The sequence below is a fragment of the Nocardioides sp. WG-D5 genome, assembly GCF_054031175.1.
The window spans coordinates 1312987-1329831 of the sequence record NZ_CM132928.1; the positions used below are offsets into that span (position 1 = coordinate 1312987).

Annotated in this window: 11 protein-coding genes and 1 riboswitch; of the genes, 1 reads left to right on the forward strand and 10 read right to left on the reverse strand. The window is 69.9% G+C overall.

Features of this window, described 5'->3' with window-relative positions; translation table 11 throughout:
• The first annotated feature begins 177 nt into the window (after positions 1 to 177).
• Complete coding sequence (rpsT, locus tag ACWZJV_RS06460; protein ID WP_008363690.1) at positions 178 to 438, forward strand: 30S ribosomal protein S20; 261 nt, start codon at positions 178 to 180, stop codon at positions 436 to 438.
• Between the two features lie 185 nt (positions 439 to 623).
• Here the strand turns inward: rpsT and holA are convergent, their stop codons facing one another.
• From holA to ACWZJV_RS06510, 10 genes are all read right to left on the reverse strand, one after another.
• The gene (holA, locus tag ACWZJV_RS06465; protein ID WP_457180651.1) at positions 624 to 1607 is read right to left on the reverse strand and encodes a DNA polymerase III subunit delta; all 984 of its coding nucleotides are present in this window, start codon (positions 1605 to 1607) and stop codon (positions 624 to 626) included.
• Between the two features lie 29 nt (positions 1608 to 1636).
• Entirely contained in the window at positions 1637 to 3925 is a 2289-nt protein-coding gene (locus ACWZJV_RS06470; protein WP_457180652.1) for a ComEC/Rec2 family competence protein, read from the reverse strand.
• Complete coding sequence (locus ACWZJV_RS06475) at positions 3922 to 4815, reverse strand: helix-hairpin-helix domain-containing protein (RefSeq protein ID WP_457180653.1); 894 nt, start codon at positions 4813 to 4815, stop codon at positions 3922 to 3924. The genes ACWZJV_RS06470 and ACWZJV_RS06475 overlap by 4 nt, the downstream gene beginning before the upstream one ends.
• A gap of 125 nt (positions 4816 to 4940) precedes the next feature.
• Entirely contained in the window at positions 4941 to 5801 is an 861-nt protein-coding gene (locus tag ACWZJV_RS06480) for a DegV family protein (RefSeq protein ID WP_008363681.1), read from the reverse strand.
• A 56-nt stretch (positions 5802 to 5857) separates the two neighbouring features.
• Positions 5858 to 8341 carry a leucine--tRNA ligase gene (gene leuS / locus ACWZJV_RS06485; RefSeq protein WP_457180654.1) on the reverse strand — a complete coding sequence of 828 codons (2484 nt, stop codon included), beginning with the start codon at positions 8339 to 8341 and terminating at the stop codon, positions 5858 to 5860.
• Between the two features lie 571 nt (positions 8342 to 8912).
• Positions 8913 to 9968: a lipoate--protein ligase family protein gene (locus ACWZJV_RS06490; protein WP_457180655.1), complete on the reverse strand. Its 1056-nt coding sequence runs from the start codon at positions 9966 to 9968 to the stop codon at positions 8913 to 8915.
• 39 nt (positions 9969 to 10007) lie between these two features.
• Positions 10008 to 11327 carry an aminotransferase class V-fold PLP-dependent enzyme gene (locus tag ACWZJV_RS06495; protein ID WP_008363673.1) on the reverse strand — a complete coding sequence of 440 codons (1320 nt, stop codon included), beginning with the start codon at positions 11325 to 11327 and terminating at the stop codon, positions 10008 to 10010.
• Between the two features lie 58 nt (positions 11328 to 11385).
• Positions 11386 to 11499, reverse strand: a riboswitch (SAM riboswitch).
• A 74-nt stretch (positions 11500 to 11573) separates the two neighbouring features.
• Positions 11574 to 14045: a transglycosylase domain-containing protein gene (locus tag ACWZJV_RS06500; protein ID WP_457180656.1), complete on the reverse strand. Its 2472-nt coding sequence runs from the start codon at positions 14043 to 14045 to the stop codon at positions 11574 to 11576.
• Positions 14046 to 14174: 129 nt separating this feature from the next.
• Entirely contained in the window at positions 14175 to 16325 is a 2151-nt protein-coding gene (gene katG, locus ACWZJV_RS06505; protein ID WP_008363670.1) for a catalase/peroxidase HPI, read from the reverse strand.
• 40 nt (positions 16326 to 16365) lie between these two features.
• Entirely contained in the window at positions 16366 to 16797 is a 432-nt protein-coding gene (locus ACWZJV_RS06510) for a Fur family transcriptional regulator (RefSeq protein WP_008363669.1), read from the reverse strand.
• Between the last annotated feature and the right edge of the window lie 48 nt (positions 16798 to 16845).

The following is a 16845-nucleotide window of genomic DNA, read 5'->3' on the forward strand; positions in this document are numbered from 1 at the left end:
CACCACATCCTACCCCCGAGTAGCTACTGAGGGTACGGCGATTTGAGGCCACACGACGCGTGTCTGTAATCTTGACCGTAAGCGTGTTCGCGTAGGCCTCTCCCCTCTCACTTTCCCCGAGGGGCCGGATTGAGAGCTCGCACCACCACACGTCGAAGCACTGGAGATCACTTACCCATGGCGAACATCAAGTCGCAGATCAAGCGCAACAAGCAGAACGAGAAGGCGCACGAGCGCAACAAGGCCGTCAAGAGCGAGCTCAAGACCGTCATCCGCAAGTTCCACGCCGCCGCCGAGGCCGGCGAGAAGGACGCTGCGGTCGAGAACGCCAAGGTTGCCACCAAGAAGCTCGACAAGGCCGTCTCCAAGGGCGTCATCCACAAGAACCAGGCCGCCAACCGCAAGTCGGCGATCGCCAAGAAGGCTGCCTCCCTCTGAGGTAAGCCGCACCGAAGCCCCCGTCCTGTGTGACGGGGGCTTTCGCATTTGCCGAGACGTCAGTTCTGTCGGCCGAATGGGCAGTCGTGGCGGCCGAGATTGCAGTTGTGGTGGCCGAAACTCGAGTTTCGGCCACCACAAGTGCGGTTTCGGCCGCCAGAACTACGGTCTCGGCGTGCTTGTGATCAGCGCTGGCGGAGGGCGGCGATGGTGAGGACGAGACGCTCGAGCGTGTACGCAGGGTCGCTGGCGGCGCCCTTGAGGTCGGCGTCGGCGCGGGCGACCGAGCGGAGGGCCTCGCCGATGGCTTCCCGCGACCAGCCACGGGCGAGAGCGGCGATGGACTTCTGCTTCCAGGGCGGGGTGCCACTGTCGCGGATGCCGGCGACGTGGTTGGCGACGGTGCGGAGCTGGCCGGCCACGGCGGAGAGGACGTAGACCGGCGAGGAACCGGTGTCGAGAGCCCAGCGGATCTCCTCGAGCGCCTTGACCCGGTCGCCGGAGATGATCGCGTCGGCGATCACATAGTTCTTCACCTCGGCCCTGCCGCCGAAGTATTGCTTCACGTGCTCCAGGCCGAGTCGCTTCGCCTCGTTGTCGCCGGCGAGCTGGCTCGCCGCGGCCGCCAGGGCACGGAGATCCTGGCCGACCGCCTGGATCAGGAAGTCGGCGCCCTCCTCGTCGAGGCTCGCTCCGTGGAGCCGCATCTCGGCCTTGACGAAGCTGCCGAACTCACGCGCCTTCAGCTCGACCGACTTGTGCTCGGTGACCTTCGGGAGCTTGCGGAGCTTCGCGAGCGTGCCGCTGCCCTTCTGTCCTCCTCCGTGGACCAGGATGAGCGCGACCTCCTCCGAGGGCATCCCGGCGTAGTCCACCAGGCCTGCCACGGACTCGTCGGGCAGGTTCTCCAGGTTGCGCACCACGACGCAGCGGATGCTCGAGAAGAGCGACGGAGCGCTCAGCTCGCCGAGCGTGGCCAGGGTCAGATCGGCGGCGGTCGCCTCGGAGATCTCCGCCTCGGCGTCATACTCCTTCACCGCGGCCTTCGCCGCCGCGACCGTGCGCTCCCCCAGGAACTCCTCCTTGCCCGTCACCAGCGTCACCCGGCCGAGGACGTCGGCGGCCGACAGGTTTCCGGTGGGGCTCGGGGCGGAGGCGGTGCGTGCCATGCTCAAACCCTCCCACACGGCACCGACACTTATCGCGTCACCACGGCGGCCTCCCCTCCCGACTCGACGACCGCGACCGAGCCGTCGCGGTCGGTGCGGTAGACCTCGGTGCCACCGTCCTCCAGCCCCTGGACCGTGGCCGTGGCGGGGTGGCCGTAGTCGTTGCCGGCACCGACCGAGGTGAGCGCCACCTGCGCGTGCAGCGTACGCAGCCAGTCGAGGTCCTGGTAGCGCGAGCCGTGGTGGGGCACCTTGAGCACGTCGATGTCGAGACCGGCGAGGTCGTCGGCGAGCTGGTCCTGTCCCTCCGGCTCGATGTCACCGGTCAGTAGCAGGCGCAGACCGTGCGACTCGACGAGGAGGACGACGCTCGCGTCGTTGGCCGTGGAGCCGTCTCCGGGTCCGCGGGTGTCGGAGCCGGCCGTCGGCCAGAGCACCTGGATCCGCACCTCACCGATGGTCACCGTGGCTCCGTAGGGAGCCGGGACCGGCACCACCCCGGCCGCGCCGGAGGTCTCGCCGAGGACCCGCACGCCCTCGGGCGGGTCCTGGAGACGCGAGGTCCACAGCTCACCCACCCGGCGTCCAGCGAAGACACCCTCGACCCCGTTGACGTGGTCGGCGTGGAAGTGGGTGATCACCGCGAGCGGGACGTCGTCGACCTCGAGCCGGTCGAGACAGTCGTCGACGAGGTCCGGGTCGGGGCCGGCGTCGATGACGACCGCACTCCCCGGCCCCGTACGCACCGCCAGCGCGTCTCCCTGCCCGACGTCGCACATCACCAGCACCCACCCTGCCGGCGGCCAGCCCGGGCTCGGCAGCCGCACCAGCGCCACGGCGAGCAGCACCAGGCATCCTGCGACGCCGGTGACCGGATGCCGAAGGACCCGTGGCGCCAGGAACGCGATCGCGGCACAGACGATGACCAGCACCACCAGGGCGAGCGGCCCGGTCGCCCAGCCGACCTCGGCGGTCGGCAGCCCGGCGCCGAAGCGGGCGACGGCGATGATCCAGGCGACGCACCAGGTCGCGAGCGTGCCCGCAACCATCCCGAGCGGATCCCACACCAGCCCGAGCAGACCTCCCAGCAGGCCAAGCACCGTCGCGGGTGCGACGGCGGGCTCGACGAGGAGGTTGGCGAGCACCGCGACGAGGCTGACCTGGCCGGAGATCGCGGCCACCACCGGCGTGCACGCCAGCTGCGCGGCGGCCGGAACCGCGATCGCCTCCGCGCACCACTGCGGCATCCACCGCCGCAGCGCATCACGCCATGGCGGTCCGAAGAGCAGGATGCCGGCGGTGGCCAGCACCGAGAGGGTGAACCCGACCGAGGTCGCCAGGCTCGGGTCGATCAGCAGGAGCCCGATCACCGCAGCGCCGAGCCCGCGCAGCGCTCGCTGGCGTCCGTTGTGCGTCATCGCCAGGAGGCCCACCGCACCCATCGCGGCGGCACGCACCACGCTCGGCTCGGTGCGCGCGAGCACGACGAACCCGAGGATGCCGAGCACCCCGACGGCGTACAGACCTCTTCCCCGCACCCCGGCCCAGCGGGCGATGATGAGCAGGAATCCCACCACGAGGGTCAGGTTGGTGCCCGAGACCGCGAGCAGGTGAGTGAGCCCGGTGGTGCGGAAGTCGTCGGCGAGGTCGTCGGAGAGCCCGGTGTCGTCACCGTCGACCAGGGCGGGAACCAGCGCGGCCTGGTCGGGTGGTCGGTGTGCCACCGCGTCCCGGATGGATGCGCGTACCTTGTCGGAGGCCCGCCACCAGATCCCCGGACCGGTGACGACCCGTGGCTCTCCCGCGATGAGCAACGCGGACTCCTCGTGCGAGTCGCTCTTCGCCAGGCGCCCGGTCGTCGCGACCGTCGCCCCCAGCGGGATGTCGGCCCACGCGTCGTCACCGAGCACCACCACCGGCGTACGCAGCCGGTAGACCACCCCGCGGCCCCTGATCTCCCGCACGCCGGCGCGCCGGAGCTGGTAGGTCGCATGCTGGCCGGTCACCTCCTTCGGGTCGGTCGTGACGGTGGCGATCACCCGCACCTGCGCCTCTCGCGCCGCCAACTGAGCGACCGGGTTGTCGCTGACCCGGGCGGCGTGCAGTCCCGAGACGATCGCCGTGCCGGTGATCATCAGCACCAAAGCCAGCACCGTCGACCGGCGCTGGCGGACCGCCCATCCGCCCCCGATGCCGAGGACGGCGGCGAGCATCGCCAGCAGGACCATGCCGGACCGTCCGCCCGCCACGACGACCGGCCCGGCCAACGCCCCCGCCCAGGCACCGGCCCCGAGAAGCGGCAGTCGCAGATCGTTCACAACGTGACCAGCGGTTCCAAGGAGTCGAAGGTCTTCGGTCCGATCCCGTCGACCTCGAGCAGCTCGTCGACCGAGGTGAACGCGCCGTTGGTGGTGCGCCAGTCGATGATCGCCTGGGCCGTCACCGGCCCGACCCCTGGCAAGGTCTCCAACTCCTCCATGGAGGCGGCGTTGAGACTCACCCCAGCCCCGGGCGGCGCCCCTGCCCCCGGACCACCGGAGCCAGGCGCAGCAACGCCCGCTCCCCCGGCCGGCACCCCGACCACGATCTGCTGCCCGTCGCTGAGCAGGGCTGCGAGGTTGAGACCGGCGAGGTGTTTGTGGGACGCCCCACCGGCTGCTTCGACGGCATCCACCACCCGCGAGCCGACCGGCAGCACGACGATGCCGGGCTTGGGCACCTTGCCCTCCACATCGACCGTCACCGTCCCGGCCGACGCCCCGTCCGACGGCACCGCGGCGACGCTCCCCGGCGCGGCCGAGCCGGTCGGCAGGGACACCAGCGGCGAGGCCGACGGCGACGCCCGGGCGGCCGGAACCACCTCGGGATCGGCCCGGATCATCCACCAGCAGGCCACCGCCAACCCCGCGACCAGCACCAGCGAGACCACCACCAGATGCCACGGACCGAGGCTCACCCGCCCACGCAGCGGCTCCGGCAGCATCGCGTCGGGTGAGATCACGACCTGCCGCCGAGACGCGTGCCGCCCCGGGACCGGCACCAGCGGATCCAGCTCCGCGGTGTCGGTCGCAGCCGGCCCGTCCCACCACGGCGGCTGCCAGTCGTCCTCACCCTCGTCCGCCTCCCCCGGCGGGTCGAGCTCGGCACGCAGCTGCTCCAGCCGCCGGGCGACGGCATCGGCATGATCGGTGGTCGGTCGGGTGCGCATGCGGCCGAAACTATGCGCCCGCGCCGACGGTTCCGAGCGCGATTTCGGCGCCTGTGGAGAACCCGATCCTGAACCATCCCTGTGGACGGCAACCGGCCCGAAATCAGGCCGAGATCAGCCCAGGATCAGAGCCTGGGCCCCACGACGACCGCGACACACCCCGGCCCCACGTGCGCACCGAGCACCGCACCCAGCTCCCCGACGCGTACGTCGCCGTCGATCTTGCCGTCGAGCTCGGCGCACAGCCCCTCGGTCATCGCCGCGGCCCGGTCCGGGCTACCCAGGTGGGCGACCACGACCTCGACGGCGTCGGCGTCCTCGGCAGCCTCGATCCCGAGCGTCTGGAGCCGGGCGATCGCCCGCTCAGCCGTACGCACCCGCTCGTGCGGCACGACGCGCCCCTCTTCGATCGTGAGCAGCGGCTTGACCGCCAGCGCCGTCCCGAGCAGCGCGGCGGCAGCGCCGATCCGCCCGCCACGGCGCAGGTACTCGAGCGTGTCGACATAGAAGTAGGAACGCGTCGCCGCGACCCGCTCCAACGCGGCCGCCTTCGCCTCGGCCGCGCTCCCACCGCGACCGGCGACAGCAGCGGCGGCCATCACCGCGAACCCGACCCCGGGGCCGACCAGCCGCGTGTCCACCGTGACCACCGGCACCGGAGCCTCGCGCGCGGCGAGCATCGAGGACTCGCACGTCGCGCTCAGCTCCGCGGACAGGTGGATGGAGACGATCTCATCGAACCCCTCGGCCGCGAGCTTCGCGTAGACCTCCCCCAGGAGTGCCGGTGAGGGTCGAGAGGTCGTCACCGTCCGGTGCGCTGCCAACGCCGTCAGCAGCGCCTGCGGCGACGTCTCCTCCACCCCGTCGTCGTACGACGTCCCATCCACGATCACCTGCAACGGCACCGATGTGATCAGCTCCGTGGCATCCCCGAGATCGGATGGAAGCATCGCGGTCGAGTCGGTCACGATCGCTACCCGGGCCATGCCCGAAGCCTACAGATCGACCCATCGCGACGGCACCACGAGCCGACCCGATGTGATCAGACGACGATGTTGACCAGCTTGGGGGCGCGGACGATGACCTTGCGTACGGTCTGGCCCTCGATCGCGGCGGCGATCGACGGGTCGGCCAGCGCGGCGGCCTCCAGGTCGGCCTCGGAGATCGAGGGCGAGACCTCCAGGCGCGCACGGACCTTGCCCTTGATCTGCACGACGGCGGTCACGGAGTCCTCCACGAGCAGGTGGGGCTCGACCGTGGGCCACGCGGCTCGCGCGACCGTCGGCTCGTGCCCCAGACGCTCCCACATCTCCTCGGCGGTGTAGGGCGCAACCAGCGAGAGCAGGATCGCGACCGTCTCCGCGGCCTCACGTACGGCAGGGTCGGCGGGGCCGACACCGGAGTCGATCGCCTTCCGGGTGGCGTTGACCAGCTCCATCACCCGGGCCACGACCACGTTGAACCGGTAGGACTCGATCAGCTGCTCGGCCTCGGCGACCGTCTTGTGGGTGACCCGGCGCAGCGCCACGTCGCCGTCGTCGAAGGACACGCCCGGCTCCGAGGTGACGTCGCCCGCCAGGCGCCAGGCCCGCTGCAGGAACTTCGCCGAGCCGCCCGGCGAGACGTCGGCCCAGTCGATGTTGTCCTCCGGCGGGGAGGCGAAGACCAGCGTCAGCCGGGTCGCGTCGACGCCGAACTCCTCCAGCACGTCCGACAGGTTCACGCCGTTGCCCAGGGACTTCGACATCTTCTTGCCGCCGTTGATGACCTTGCCCTGCGACAGGTAGGCCGAGAACGGCTCGTCCCAGTCGATCAGGCCGATGTCACGCAGCGCCTTGGTGAAGAAGCGGGCGTACAGCAGGTGCAGCACCGCGTGCTCGTCGCCACCCAGGTAGAAGTCGACCGGGCCCCACTCGCGGGCGGCCTCGGAGGAGAACGCCTGGGTCTCGTCGGTCGGCGACAGGTAGCGCAGGAAGTACCAGGACGAGTCGACGAAGGTGTCCATCGTGTCCGAGTCACGCGTGGCCGGCCCGCCACACTTCGGGCACGACACGTTGACCCACTCCGTGGCGGCCGCCAGCGGCGAGACGCCCTTCGGCTTCAGGTCGGCGCCCTTCAGCTCCGGCAGCTGCACCGGCAGCTCGGCCTCGGGCACCGGCACCTCGCCGTCGACCGGGCAGTGGATGATCGGGATCGGCGCACCCCAGTAGCGCTGCCGCGACAGCAGCCAGTCGCGCAGCCGGTAGTTGATCGTGCCCTTGCCGTGGCCCTCGGCCTCCAGCTTCTCGATGATCTTGTGGATGCCGCTCGCCTTGTCGGCGACGCCCTCCAGCTCGGGCGAGTTCACGTACGCACCGTCACCGGCGGTCGCGACGTACGTGTCCTCGGGGTTGTCCGCGCCCGGCACGTCCACGACGCGGCGCACCGGCAGGTCGAAGGCCTTGGCGAAGTCCAGGTCACGCTGGTCGTGGGCCGGGACGGCCATGACCGCGCCAGTGCCGTAGTCGGCCAGCACGTAGTCGGCGGCCCACACCGGGATCTGCTCTCCGGTGACCGGGTTGGTCGCGGTGACGCCCAGGTCGACACCGGTCTTGGGACGGTCGGTCGCCAGCCGGTCGATGTCGGAGGCCTTGCGTACGTCCTCCAGGTAGCTCTCCAGCGCAGCCGTCCGCTCGGGCGCCACGATCTCGGCGGCCAGGTCGGCATCGGCGGCGACGACCATGAAGGTCGCGCCGTACAGCGTGTCGGGACGGGTCGTGAAGACGGTGACCTTCTTGGTCTCACCCGAGGTCAGAGCGATCTCGAAGTCGACGTGCGCGCCCTCGGACCGGCCGATCCAGTTGCGCTGCATGTTGACGACCTTGCCGATCCAGGTGTCCTGCAGCGTGTCCAGGCCGTTGTACAGCTCCTCGGCGTAAGCCGTCGTGCGGAAGTACCACTGGGTCAGGTCACGCTTGGTGACCGTCGCGCCGCACCGCTCGCACTCGCCGTTGACGACCTGCTCGTTGGCCAGCACGGTCTGGTCGTTGGGGCACCAGTTGACCGGGGACTTCTTGCGGTAGGCCAGGCCGGCCTCGTACAGCTTCAGGAAGATCCACTGCGTCCACTTGTAGTACTCCGGGTCGGAGGTGTGCAGCCGGCGCGACCAGTCGAAGGAGATGCCGTAGCGCTTGAACGACTCCGCCTGGGTCTCGATGTTGGCGTAGGTCCAGCCGGCGGGGTTCTCGTTGCGCTTGATCGCGGCGTTCTCGGCGGGCAGGCCGAAGGAGTCCCAGCCGATCGGGTTCAGGACGTCGAAGCCCTTCAGCCACCAGTAGCGGGCCAGTACGTCGTGGAGCGCGGTCACCTCGGCGTGGCCCATGTGCAGGTCGCCCGAGGGGTAGGGGAACATCGTGAGCGCGTAGCGCTTCTCGGCCCCCGCACGCTGGCCCGCCTTGAACGGCTCCAACTTCTCCCAGATCGGGCGCCACTTGTCCTGCAGCTCCACGACGTCGTACGTCGCCTGCTCGGCCTGCTCCTGCGTCATTGGTCTTTCGTCCTTGTCGAGTGTCGTGCGTCGAGACTGCTTCCGGAACAAAGCTCCGTAGAACTAAAAAGGCCCCTCACATGGAGGGGTAGCCGCGTGACCGGGGTGTGTCCCTCAGGGTCAGCGCGGCTGCCTAAGAAGCAGGACAGACATCTGCATGTGTCCAGGGTAGCCGACCACCGCCGCCAGCGTCATTCGCAGGCCCGCCATACTCCCGCGCCCGCCGCCGGTGACAGGGTCGAAGGCCTCTAGAAAGGCACTTTCGATAGGTCATGAGTTCTGCCCTGCGGATCGACCGACAGAAAATATGGCCAGAGGGGCCTTCACCTATTGCGACGGCAAGTTCCAGCGTGCCAAACTGGCGACGCTCCGCTGCTCGTGATGTCGGTCGTGAATGAGGACCCCCCCATCTCATCCAAGGAACGCTCCGAGCAGCGGAGTCCAAATCTTGAGGCCGGCGACGAAGTCGCCGGCCTCACAACGATTTGGAGATCGAGCGAGCGCAGCGGCTGAGCCTGCGAAGCCGCGAAGCGGGTCGAGATCCAGTCGCGTACGTGCGGCAGCACCCCGCCTACGGCACCCGAGTGATCCATTCCCTGGTGCCGTGCTTACCAACAACCAGCGCGGCAGCCTCGTCGATCGTGGCCTGATCGAGCCCGACGTACGCAGCCCCGAAGCTCTGCTCGAACTCGGCCAACAGCGCCTCGACGACCTTCTCGCGGCTGAGCCCGGTCTGGGAACGGATCGGGTCGACGCGCTTGGCCGCGCTCCTGGTGCCCTTGTCGGACATCTTCTCCCGGCCGATCCGGAGCACCTCGAGCATCTTGTCGGCGTCGATGTCGTAGGCCATCGTGACGTGGTGCAGGACGCCGCCGGGGACCCGCTTCTGCGCGGCGCCGGCGATCTTGCCGACCGGCGAGGCGATGTCGTTCAGGCCGGCGTAGGCGGCCTCGATGCCGACGCTGCGCAGGCCGCGCAGCACCCACTCGTCGAGGAAGGCGTAGGACTCCTGGAAGGACATGCCGGCGACGAGCGTGTCGGGCACGGCCAGGCTGTAGGTGATCGTGTTGCCGGGCTCGATGAACATCGCGCCGCCACCGGAGATGCGGCGTACGACCTCGATGTCATGACGCTCGGCGGCGGCCGAGTCGACCTCGTTGGAGAGCGACTGGTAGCTGCCGATCACGACCGCGCTGCTGGCCCAGTCCCAGAACCTCAGGTTGGGGGCGCGGCGGCCCTCGGCGACCTGGCGGACGATGACCTCGTCGAGGGCCATCTGCATCGTCGGCGACAGCGGCCCCGTCTCGACGATCTCGAGGTCGAGGTCGTCCCAGGTCGTGGCTCGGCCGAGCGCGCGCAGCACCGTCAGGGCGATGTCGCGGGTGCCGAAGCCGACCAGCTCGGCGTCACGCGCGGCCGCGTCCAGAGAGGCCGTCAGCCGGTCGAGGGACGCGTCGGCCGGCTGTCCCTCCAGCGCCGCGGTCAGCCACCCCAGCGCCTCGTCGGGTTCCAGGAAGAAGTCGCCCGAGAGGACGACGTCGATGATCGTGTCAGCGGAGACCGTCGCGTCGACGACGACGAGCTTGCCGCCGCGTACCTTCCGCTCGCCATGCACTCGTTCACTCACAGTTCCTCAACACCGTGAGCGCCTGGATTCATCCCCGCGCTACACCGCCGCGCCGCACGATCCGGCGGTGTCGGCGAGGCGGGTGAGACCGACCGGTCCGACCAACGGCCGCGGGTCCTCGGCGAGCGTCCAGGCGCCGTCGACCAGGACGTAGTCGCCCCGGACGTCACCGTCGAGAAGAGCACGTACGCCGGCCACCAGCCGGTCCACGTCGCCGACCGAGGTCCCGATGCCGATGCTGGCGCGGACCGCGCCGCCGGTGAGCCCGAGGCGCTTGAGCAGCGGCTGGGCGCAGAAGCGGCCGTCGCGTACGCCCAGGCCGTGCTCGGCGGAGAGGTAGGCCGCGACCCGGCCGGGCTCGATGCCGTCGACGGTGAACGTGACCACGCCGACCGGCTCGTCGGAGTCCGGCCACAGGCGGAGGATCTCGACACCCTCCACCTCGGACAGGCCGGCCACGAGGCGCCCCCTCAGCGACGCCTCGTGGCGGTCCAGCTCGGCGGCCGAGAGGCCGCCGAGAGTCGTGCACGCCGCGGCCAGCGCCGCCGCTCCGATGACGTTGGGCGAGCCGCCCTCGTGACGTGCGGGGGCGGGCTGCCAGGTGGTCTCCCCGACCTCCACGTCGTCGACCGCCCCTCCCCCGGCGAGGTAGGGGGTGCCGACGTCGAGCCAGTCGCGGCGCCCGACGAGGGCTCCGGCGCCGTAGGGGGCGTAGAGCTTGTGGCCGGAGAAGACGACGTAGTCGGCGCCGGTCGCGGCCAGCGAGAAGTGGCGGTGGGCGAGCAGTTGGGCGCCGTCGACGAGGACCCGGGCACCGTGGACATGGGCCAGGGTGACGATCTCGCCGATCGGCAGCGCCTCGCCGGTGACGTTGGAGGCACCGGTGACGGCCACCAGGGCGTAGTTGCCGCGGGCCAGCTCGCCGGCGAGCGCGTCGATGGTGCCGGCGAGGGTGTCCCGGCCGGTGACGGCGGTGACGCCCGCCTCGACCCGGTGCCACGGGAGCAGGTTGGCGTGGTGCTCGATGTCGAGGACGAGCACCCGCCCGGGTACGCAGCCGGCCAGCAGGTTCACCGCGTCGGTGGTGTTGCGGGTGATGACGGTGACGTCGTCCTCACGGGCTCCGACGTAGGCGCCGATGGTCGCGCGCGACTCCTCGTAGAGGGCGGTCGAGACCTGGGACAGGTAGCCGGCGCCACGGTGCACCGAGGCGTACCAGGGCAGGACCTCGGCCACCCGGTCGGCCACGGCCTGCAGGGCCGGCGCCGACGCGGCGACATCGAGGTTGGCGTACGTCGCGGTCGACCCGTTAAGCAGCGGGACCTGGGTCTTCGAGCCGACGAGCGGGAGCAGGGACATGGGGGCACCCTTCGGGGGTCATGGCTCCCCCAGGGCCGCGCGAGGGCTGCCCGGGCGAAGCACGCGCTTGCCCGCGCCACCTCGGCGAGGGCCTGGTCGTCACCCGGAGCACCCCACCGCGTGGGAGGGTTGCCCGCCAGCAAGCCGGGGCTTCGCGCTGGCAGTCGTGACCTTCGGCGAAGATGCTGCCCGAGACGGGGCGCGCCCACCAACTCGTCATCTCGATACGTGGGCACGTATCTCAGATCACGGACGCCCCTCCCAGGGATTGCCGTTGCCGTTGCCATTGCCCTCACAGGCGCCGAAGAACTCCGCGATCGGGTCGCACTCCTCGCCGTCGTCCTCCTCCGGAGGTGGTGGCGGCGGCGCGATCAGCTGCTTCTCGTGGCCGGGCTCGGGGTCCTGGCCATCGACGTAGACCGGCTCAGGGAAGTTCTCGACCTCCTTGCCCTCCATGGCCTTCGCCATGATGGCGGCCCAGGTCTCGGTGGGATAGTCGGCGCCGAAGTAGGACGGCATCCAGCCACCGTCGAGCTTCCCCTCGCCGTTGCCGCGCGAGTAGCGCACGGCGGTCGCGATCTGTGGCGTGAACCCGACGAACCAGGACGAGCAGACGTACTGCTCGCTGGTGCAGGTGCCGGTGCCGGTCTTGCCGGCCACCGGACGGCCGATGCTCTGGGCCTTCTGGCCCGAGCCGCTCTGCACCACGCCCTGCATCGCGTACGTCACGTCGGCGGCGACGTCCTCGGAGATCGCGTGCCGGGCGTTCTTGCGGCCGTTCCAGCTGTAGAGGACGTTGCCGGCGCGGTCGCGGACCTTCTTCACCACGTGCACGTCGTGGCGGTAGCCGCCGTTGGCGATCGTGGCGTAGGCGTTGGCCATGTTGATCGGGCTGACGTTGGCGCCGCCCAGCGCGATCCGGTCGTCCTGGTCGGTGAGGTAGCCGGACGTGCTCGGGATGCCGGGATACCTCGGGTCGGCCTTCTCCGGCGTCAGCCCCGCGTCGAGCGCGGTCTGGTAGACGGCCTTGCGCCCCTCCTCGGCCCCACCCATCGACTCGGTCATGTCGATGTAGGCCGTGTTGACCGACTGCTCCAGCGCCTTGAGCATGGTGATGTACTGGCCGTAGTCCATGCCGTCGGCGACGCCGGCCTGCTCGCCCTCGTTGACGACCTGCGAGCCGGTGTAGGTGGTGAACGGCGAGTCGCCCGCCCAGGTCGACTCCAGCGAGTAGCCCTTCGCGATCGCCGCAGCGGTGGCGAAGACCTTCATCGTCGACCCCGCGTGGCCGCCGGTCGCGGCCCAGTTGTGCTGGCTGTCGAGGTAGTCCTGGCCACCGTAGAAGCCGAGCAGCGCACCGGAGGCGACGTCGACCGAGGCGGTCGCCACGTGCAGGGCGTTCTTCTGCTCCGGATCGTTCTTGACGTACGCCTTGCGGTTCTTCGGCTTCACGGTCTTGGCCGCGGTGGCCGACGCCTTCATCACCTTCGGCGAGAGCGTCGCAGTGATCCGCAGGCCACCGCTGTCGATCTTCTCCTCGGTGAACAGCGGCTTGCCATCGGCACCCTTCAGGCCGAGCAGCTCGGCCTTGATCATGGTGAGCGCGTGGCCGCGTTGGCCGCCGAGCCGGCTCGGCACCGTCTTCGCGGGGAACTTCGGCAGCGCGTCCTTCACCTTGTCGGCCTCGGCCTGCTTCAGGTAGCCGAGGTCGACCATGCCGGAGAGGACGTACTGGTAGCGGCCGAGCAGCTTCTCCTTGCCGCGGAAGGTGCTGCTGGCCGGGTCGAAACCGGCCGGATTGTTGAGGATCGCCGCGAGCGCCGCGGTCTCCTGGAGAGACAGGTCCTTGGTCGGCTTCGCGAAGTAGGCCTTCGCGGCGGCCTCGATGCCGTAGGCGCCGCGGTTGAAGTAGATCGTGTTGAGGTAGTCGGTGAGGATCTGGTCCTTGCTCTTCTGCCGGGTGAGCTTCAGGGCGATGACCGCTTCCTTCAGCTTGCGGGAGTAGGACCGCTCGGAGTTGAGGTAGTAGTTCTTGACGTACTGCTGGGTGATCGTGGACGCACCCCCGGCAGTGCCCTCGGTGGTGTTGGAGAACGCCGCGCGCACGATGCCCTTCACGTCGACGCCGCTGTTCTCGTAGAAGGTGCGGTCCTCGGCGGCGACGACGGCGTGCTTGACCATCTCCGGGATCTCGTCGGCGTCCAGCTTGATCCGGTTCTGGTCGCCCTCCTGGTAGCGGCCGAGCTCGGTCTTGCCGTTGCTGTAGTAGACGAACGAGGTCTCGACCTCGAACTCGGCGTTGGGGTCCGGCACCGTGATCCCGTTGAACGCCACGATCGCCGTCATCGAGCCGATCAGGGCGATCGCCAGGAAGCCGACCAGCGCCACCTTCGCGGTGAGCTTCCCCCAGCGCCGCCAGCTCGGCGGCGCGGAGGGTCGGTTCGCCGAGCCCGTGGCGGCCGAGGTCTTGGTCGCCGAGGCTCTGGCCGCGGCCCACTTCTCGGCGGCCCAGGCCGTGGCCGGCTCGGCCCTGGCGAGCAGGGCGCGGGCGGTGGAGGGCCGGGGCGCGGCGCGACGGGCACCCGGTCGGCTGGGCGTGGCCCGGGGCGGCTCGGCCGCGATCCAAGGGGCGGGCGGAGGGGCGGGCGGAGGAGGCGGCCGCCACGACGGCGGCGGACCGGTCGGACCCTTCGGAGGCTCGGCGCTCCGGTGTTCCATTGCTCCACCTGACCTAGGCAACTGATTGCGGCGGCCGATGATCCTACCCCGGCGGGTATGACGAAGGAGGCCGACCCCGTCCGGGGCCGGCCTCCGTGTCGGTCGTACGCCGCGGCGTACGGCCTCAGATCACTTCTTCAGGTCGAAGCGGTCGTTCTCCATGACCTTGACCCATGCGTTGACGAAGTCCTTGACGAACTTCTCCTTGGCGTCGTCGCCGGCGTAGAGCTCGGCGATGGCGCGGAGCTCGGAGTTGGCACCGAAGACCAGGTCGACGCGCGAACCGGTCCAGCCGTTGGTGCTGGTGTAGGTCGTCTCGTCGGCGGACGGGGTCCACTGCTGGTCGTAGTCGAGCAGGTTGACGAAGAAGTCGTTCGTCAGCGCGCCCGGGGTCTTGGTGAAGACACCGAGGTCCGAGCCGTCCCAGTTGTTGCCGATCACGCGCAGACCGCCGGTGAGGACGGTCGCCTCGGGGGCGGAGAGGCCCAGGAGGTTGGCGCGGTCGATGAAGAGGAACTCGGAGGGCAGGTTGAGGAACCCGGAGTCGTAGTTGCGGAAGCCGTCGGCCACCGGCTCGAGCCAGCCGAAGTTCTCCACGTCGGTCTGCTCCTGGGTGGCGTCGACGCGGCCGGCCGTGAACGGCACGGTCACCTCGTAGCCCGCCGCCTTCGCGGCCTGCTCGACGCCCACGCCACCGGCGAGGACGAGTACGTCGGCGAAGGAGACACCGGTCGAGGCCGCGATCTGCTCGTAGGCGGCGATGACCGGCTTGAGCTCGTCGGGCTGGTTGACCTTCCAGGACACCTGCGGCTCGAGGCGGATGCGACCGCCGTTGGCGCCACCGCGCTTGTCGGAGTTGCGGTAGGTGGCCGCAGCCTTCCAGGCGGTGGAGACGAGCTGCTGAGCGGTGAGGCCAGACTCGGCGATCGCCTTCTTGGCGGCGGCGATCGAGGCGTCGTCGGTGGCTGCCGAACCGGTCGGGAGCGGGTCCTGCCAGGGCAGGTCCTCGGCCGGGACCTCGGCGCCGGCGTAGCGGCTCTTCGGGCCCATGTCGCGGTGGGTCAGCTTGAACCAGGCGCGGGCGAAGGCGTCGGAGAAGGCGTCCTGGTCGTCCTTGAAGCGGCGCGAGATCGCGTCGAACTCAGGGTCCATGCGCAGGGCGAGGTCGGAGGTGAGCATGCGCGGCTCGCGCTTGCCGTCACCGAACGCCTCGGGCACCAGGTCGGCACCGCCGTTGTTCTTCGGCTTCCACTGCTTGGCGCCGGCCGGGGACTCGGTGAGCTCCCAGTCGTAGGCGTAGAGGATGTGGAAGAACTCGTTGTCCCAGCGGGTCGGGTGGTAGGTCCAGGTGACCTCCAGGCCCGAGGTGACCGCGTCGGGGCCGACGCCGGTGCCGTGACCGTTCTTCCAGCCGAGGCCCTGGTTCTCCAGGGGCGCAGCCTCCGGGTCCGGACCGATCAGGTCGTCGGGGTGGGCACCGTGGGTCTTGCCGAAGGTGTGGCCACCGGCGATGAGCGCGACGGTCTCCTCGGAGTTCATCCCCATGCGGCGGAAGGTCTCCTTGATGTCCACCGCGGACTTCAGCGGGTCGGGGTCACCGTTGGGGCCCTCCGGGTTGACGTAGATCAGACCCATCTGGACGGCGGCCAGCGGCGCCTGCAGGTCGCGGTCGCCGGTGTAGCGCTCGTCGTCGAGCCAGACCTTCTCGGGGCCCCAGTAGACGTCGTCGTCGGCCTCCCACACGTCCTCGCGACCGCCGGAGAAGCCGAAGGTCTTCAGACCCATGGTCTCCAGCGCGACGTTGCCGACCAGCACGAACAGGTCGGCCCAGGAGAGCGCCTGACCGTACTTGGCCTTGACCGGCCACAGCAGGCGGCGGCCCTTGTCGAGGGAGACGTTGTCGGGCCAGGAGTTGAGCGGCGCGAAGCGCTGCTGACCGCTGCCGGCGCCACCGCGGCCGTCGTGGCTGCGGTAGGTGCCCGCGGCGTGCCACGCGAGACGGATCATGAACGGGCCGTAGTTGCCGAAGTCGGCCGGCCACCAGTCCTTGGAGTCGGTCAGGACCGCGGCGATGTCAGCCTTCACGGCGGCCAGGTCGAGCGCCTCGAAGGCCGTCTTGTAGTCGAAGTCGGGGTCGACCGGGTTGGCCGCGGGGTGATGCTTGGCCAGGATCTTCAAGTTCAGCTTGTTGGGCCACCATTCCTGGTTGGCGCTGCCGACGGTCGGGTGAACGCGGCCGGCGTTCATGACCGGGCACTTGCTCACGGACTCTTCAGACATCAGGTTCCAGTCCTTCTTGTTCGGATCATTGCTGCGCTGCTCAGTTCTTGCGCTGGGCGGCCTGGCACTGCGGACAGGTGCCCCAGTAGATGACCTCGGCCTCGTCGACGACGAAGCCGTTGTCGTCCGATGCCGTCAAGCAGGGCGCATGGCCGACGGCGCAATCGACGTCGGCGATGCTCCCGCAGGAGCGGCAGACCACGTGGTGGTGGTTGTCCCCGACCCGGGTCTCGTAACGAGCCACCGAGCCGGACGGCTGGATGCGGCGTACGATCCCGGCCGCCGAGAGGGCGGCGAGGGAGTCGTAGACGGCTTGATGGGAGACGTCCGGAAGTCGCTCGCGCACCGCTCCGAGGATGGTCTCGGTGTCGGCGTGCGCGTTCTCGGTGACGGCCCCCAGAACGGCCACTCGCGGGCGAGTGACGCGCAGGGAGGCACCTCTCAGCAACTGTTCGTAGTCCGCGTTCCCCACGCCTCAGACACTACGCGAAATCCTGAATGAGTCAAGAAACGGCGGGGG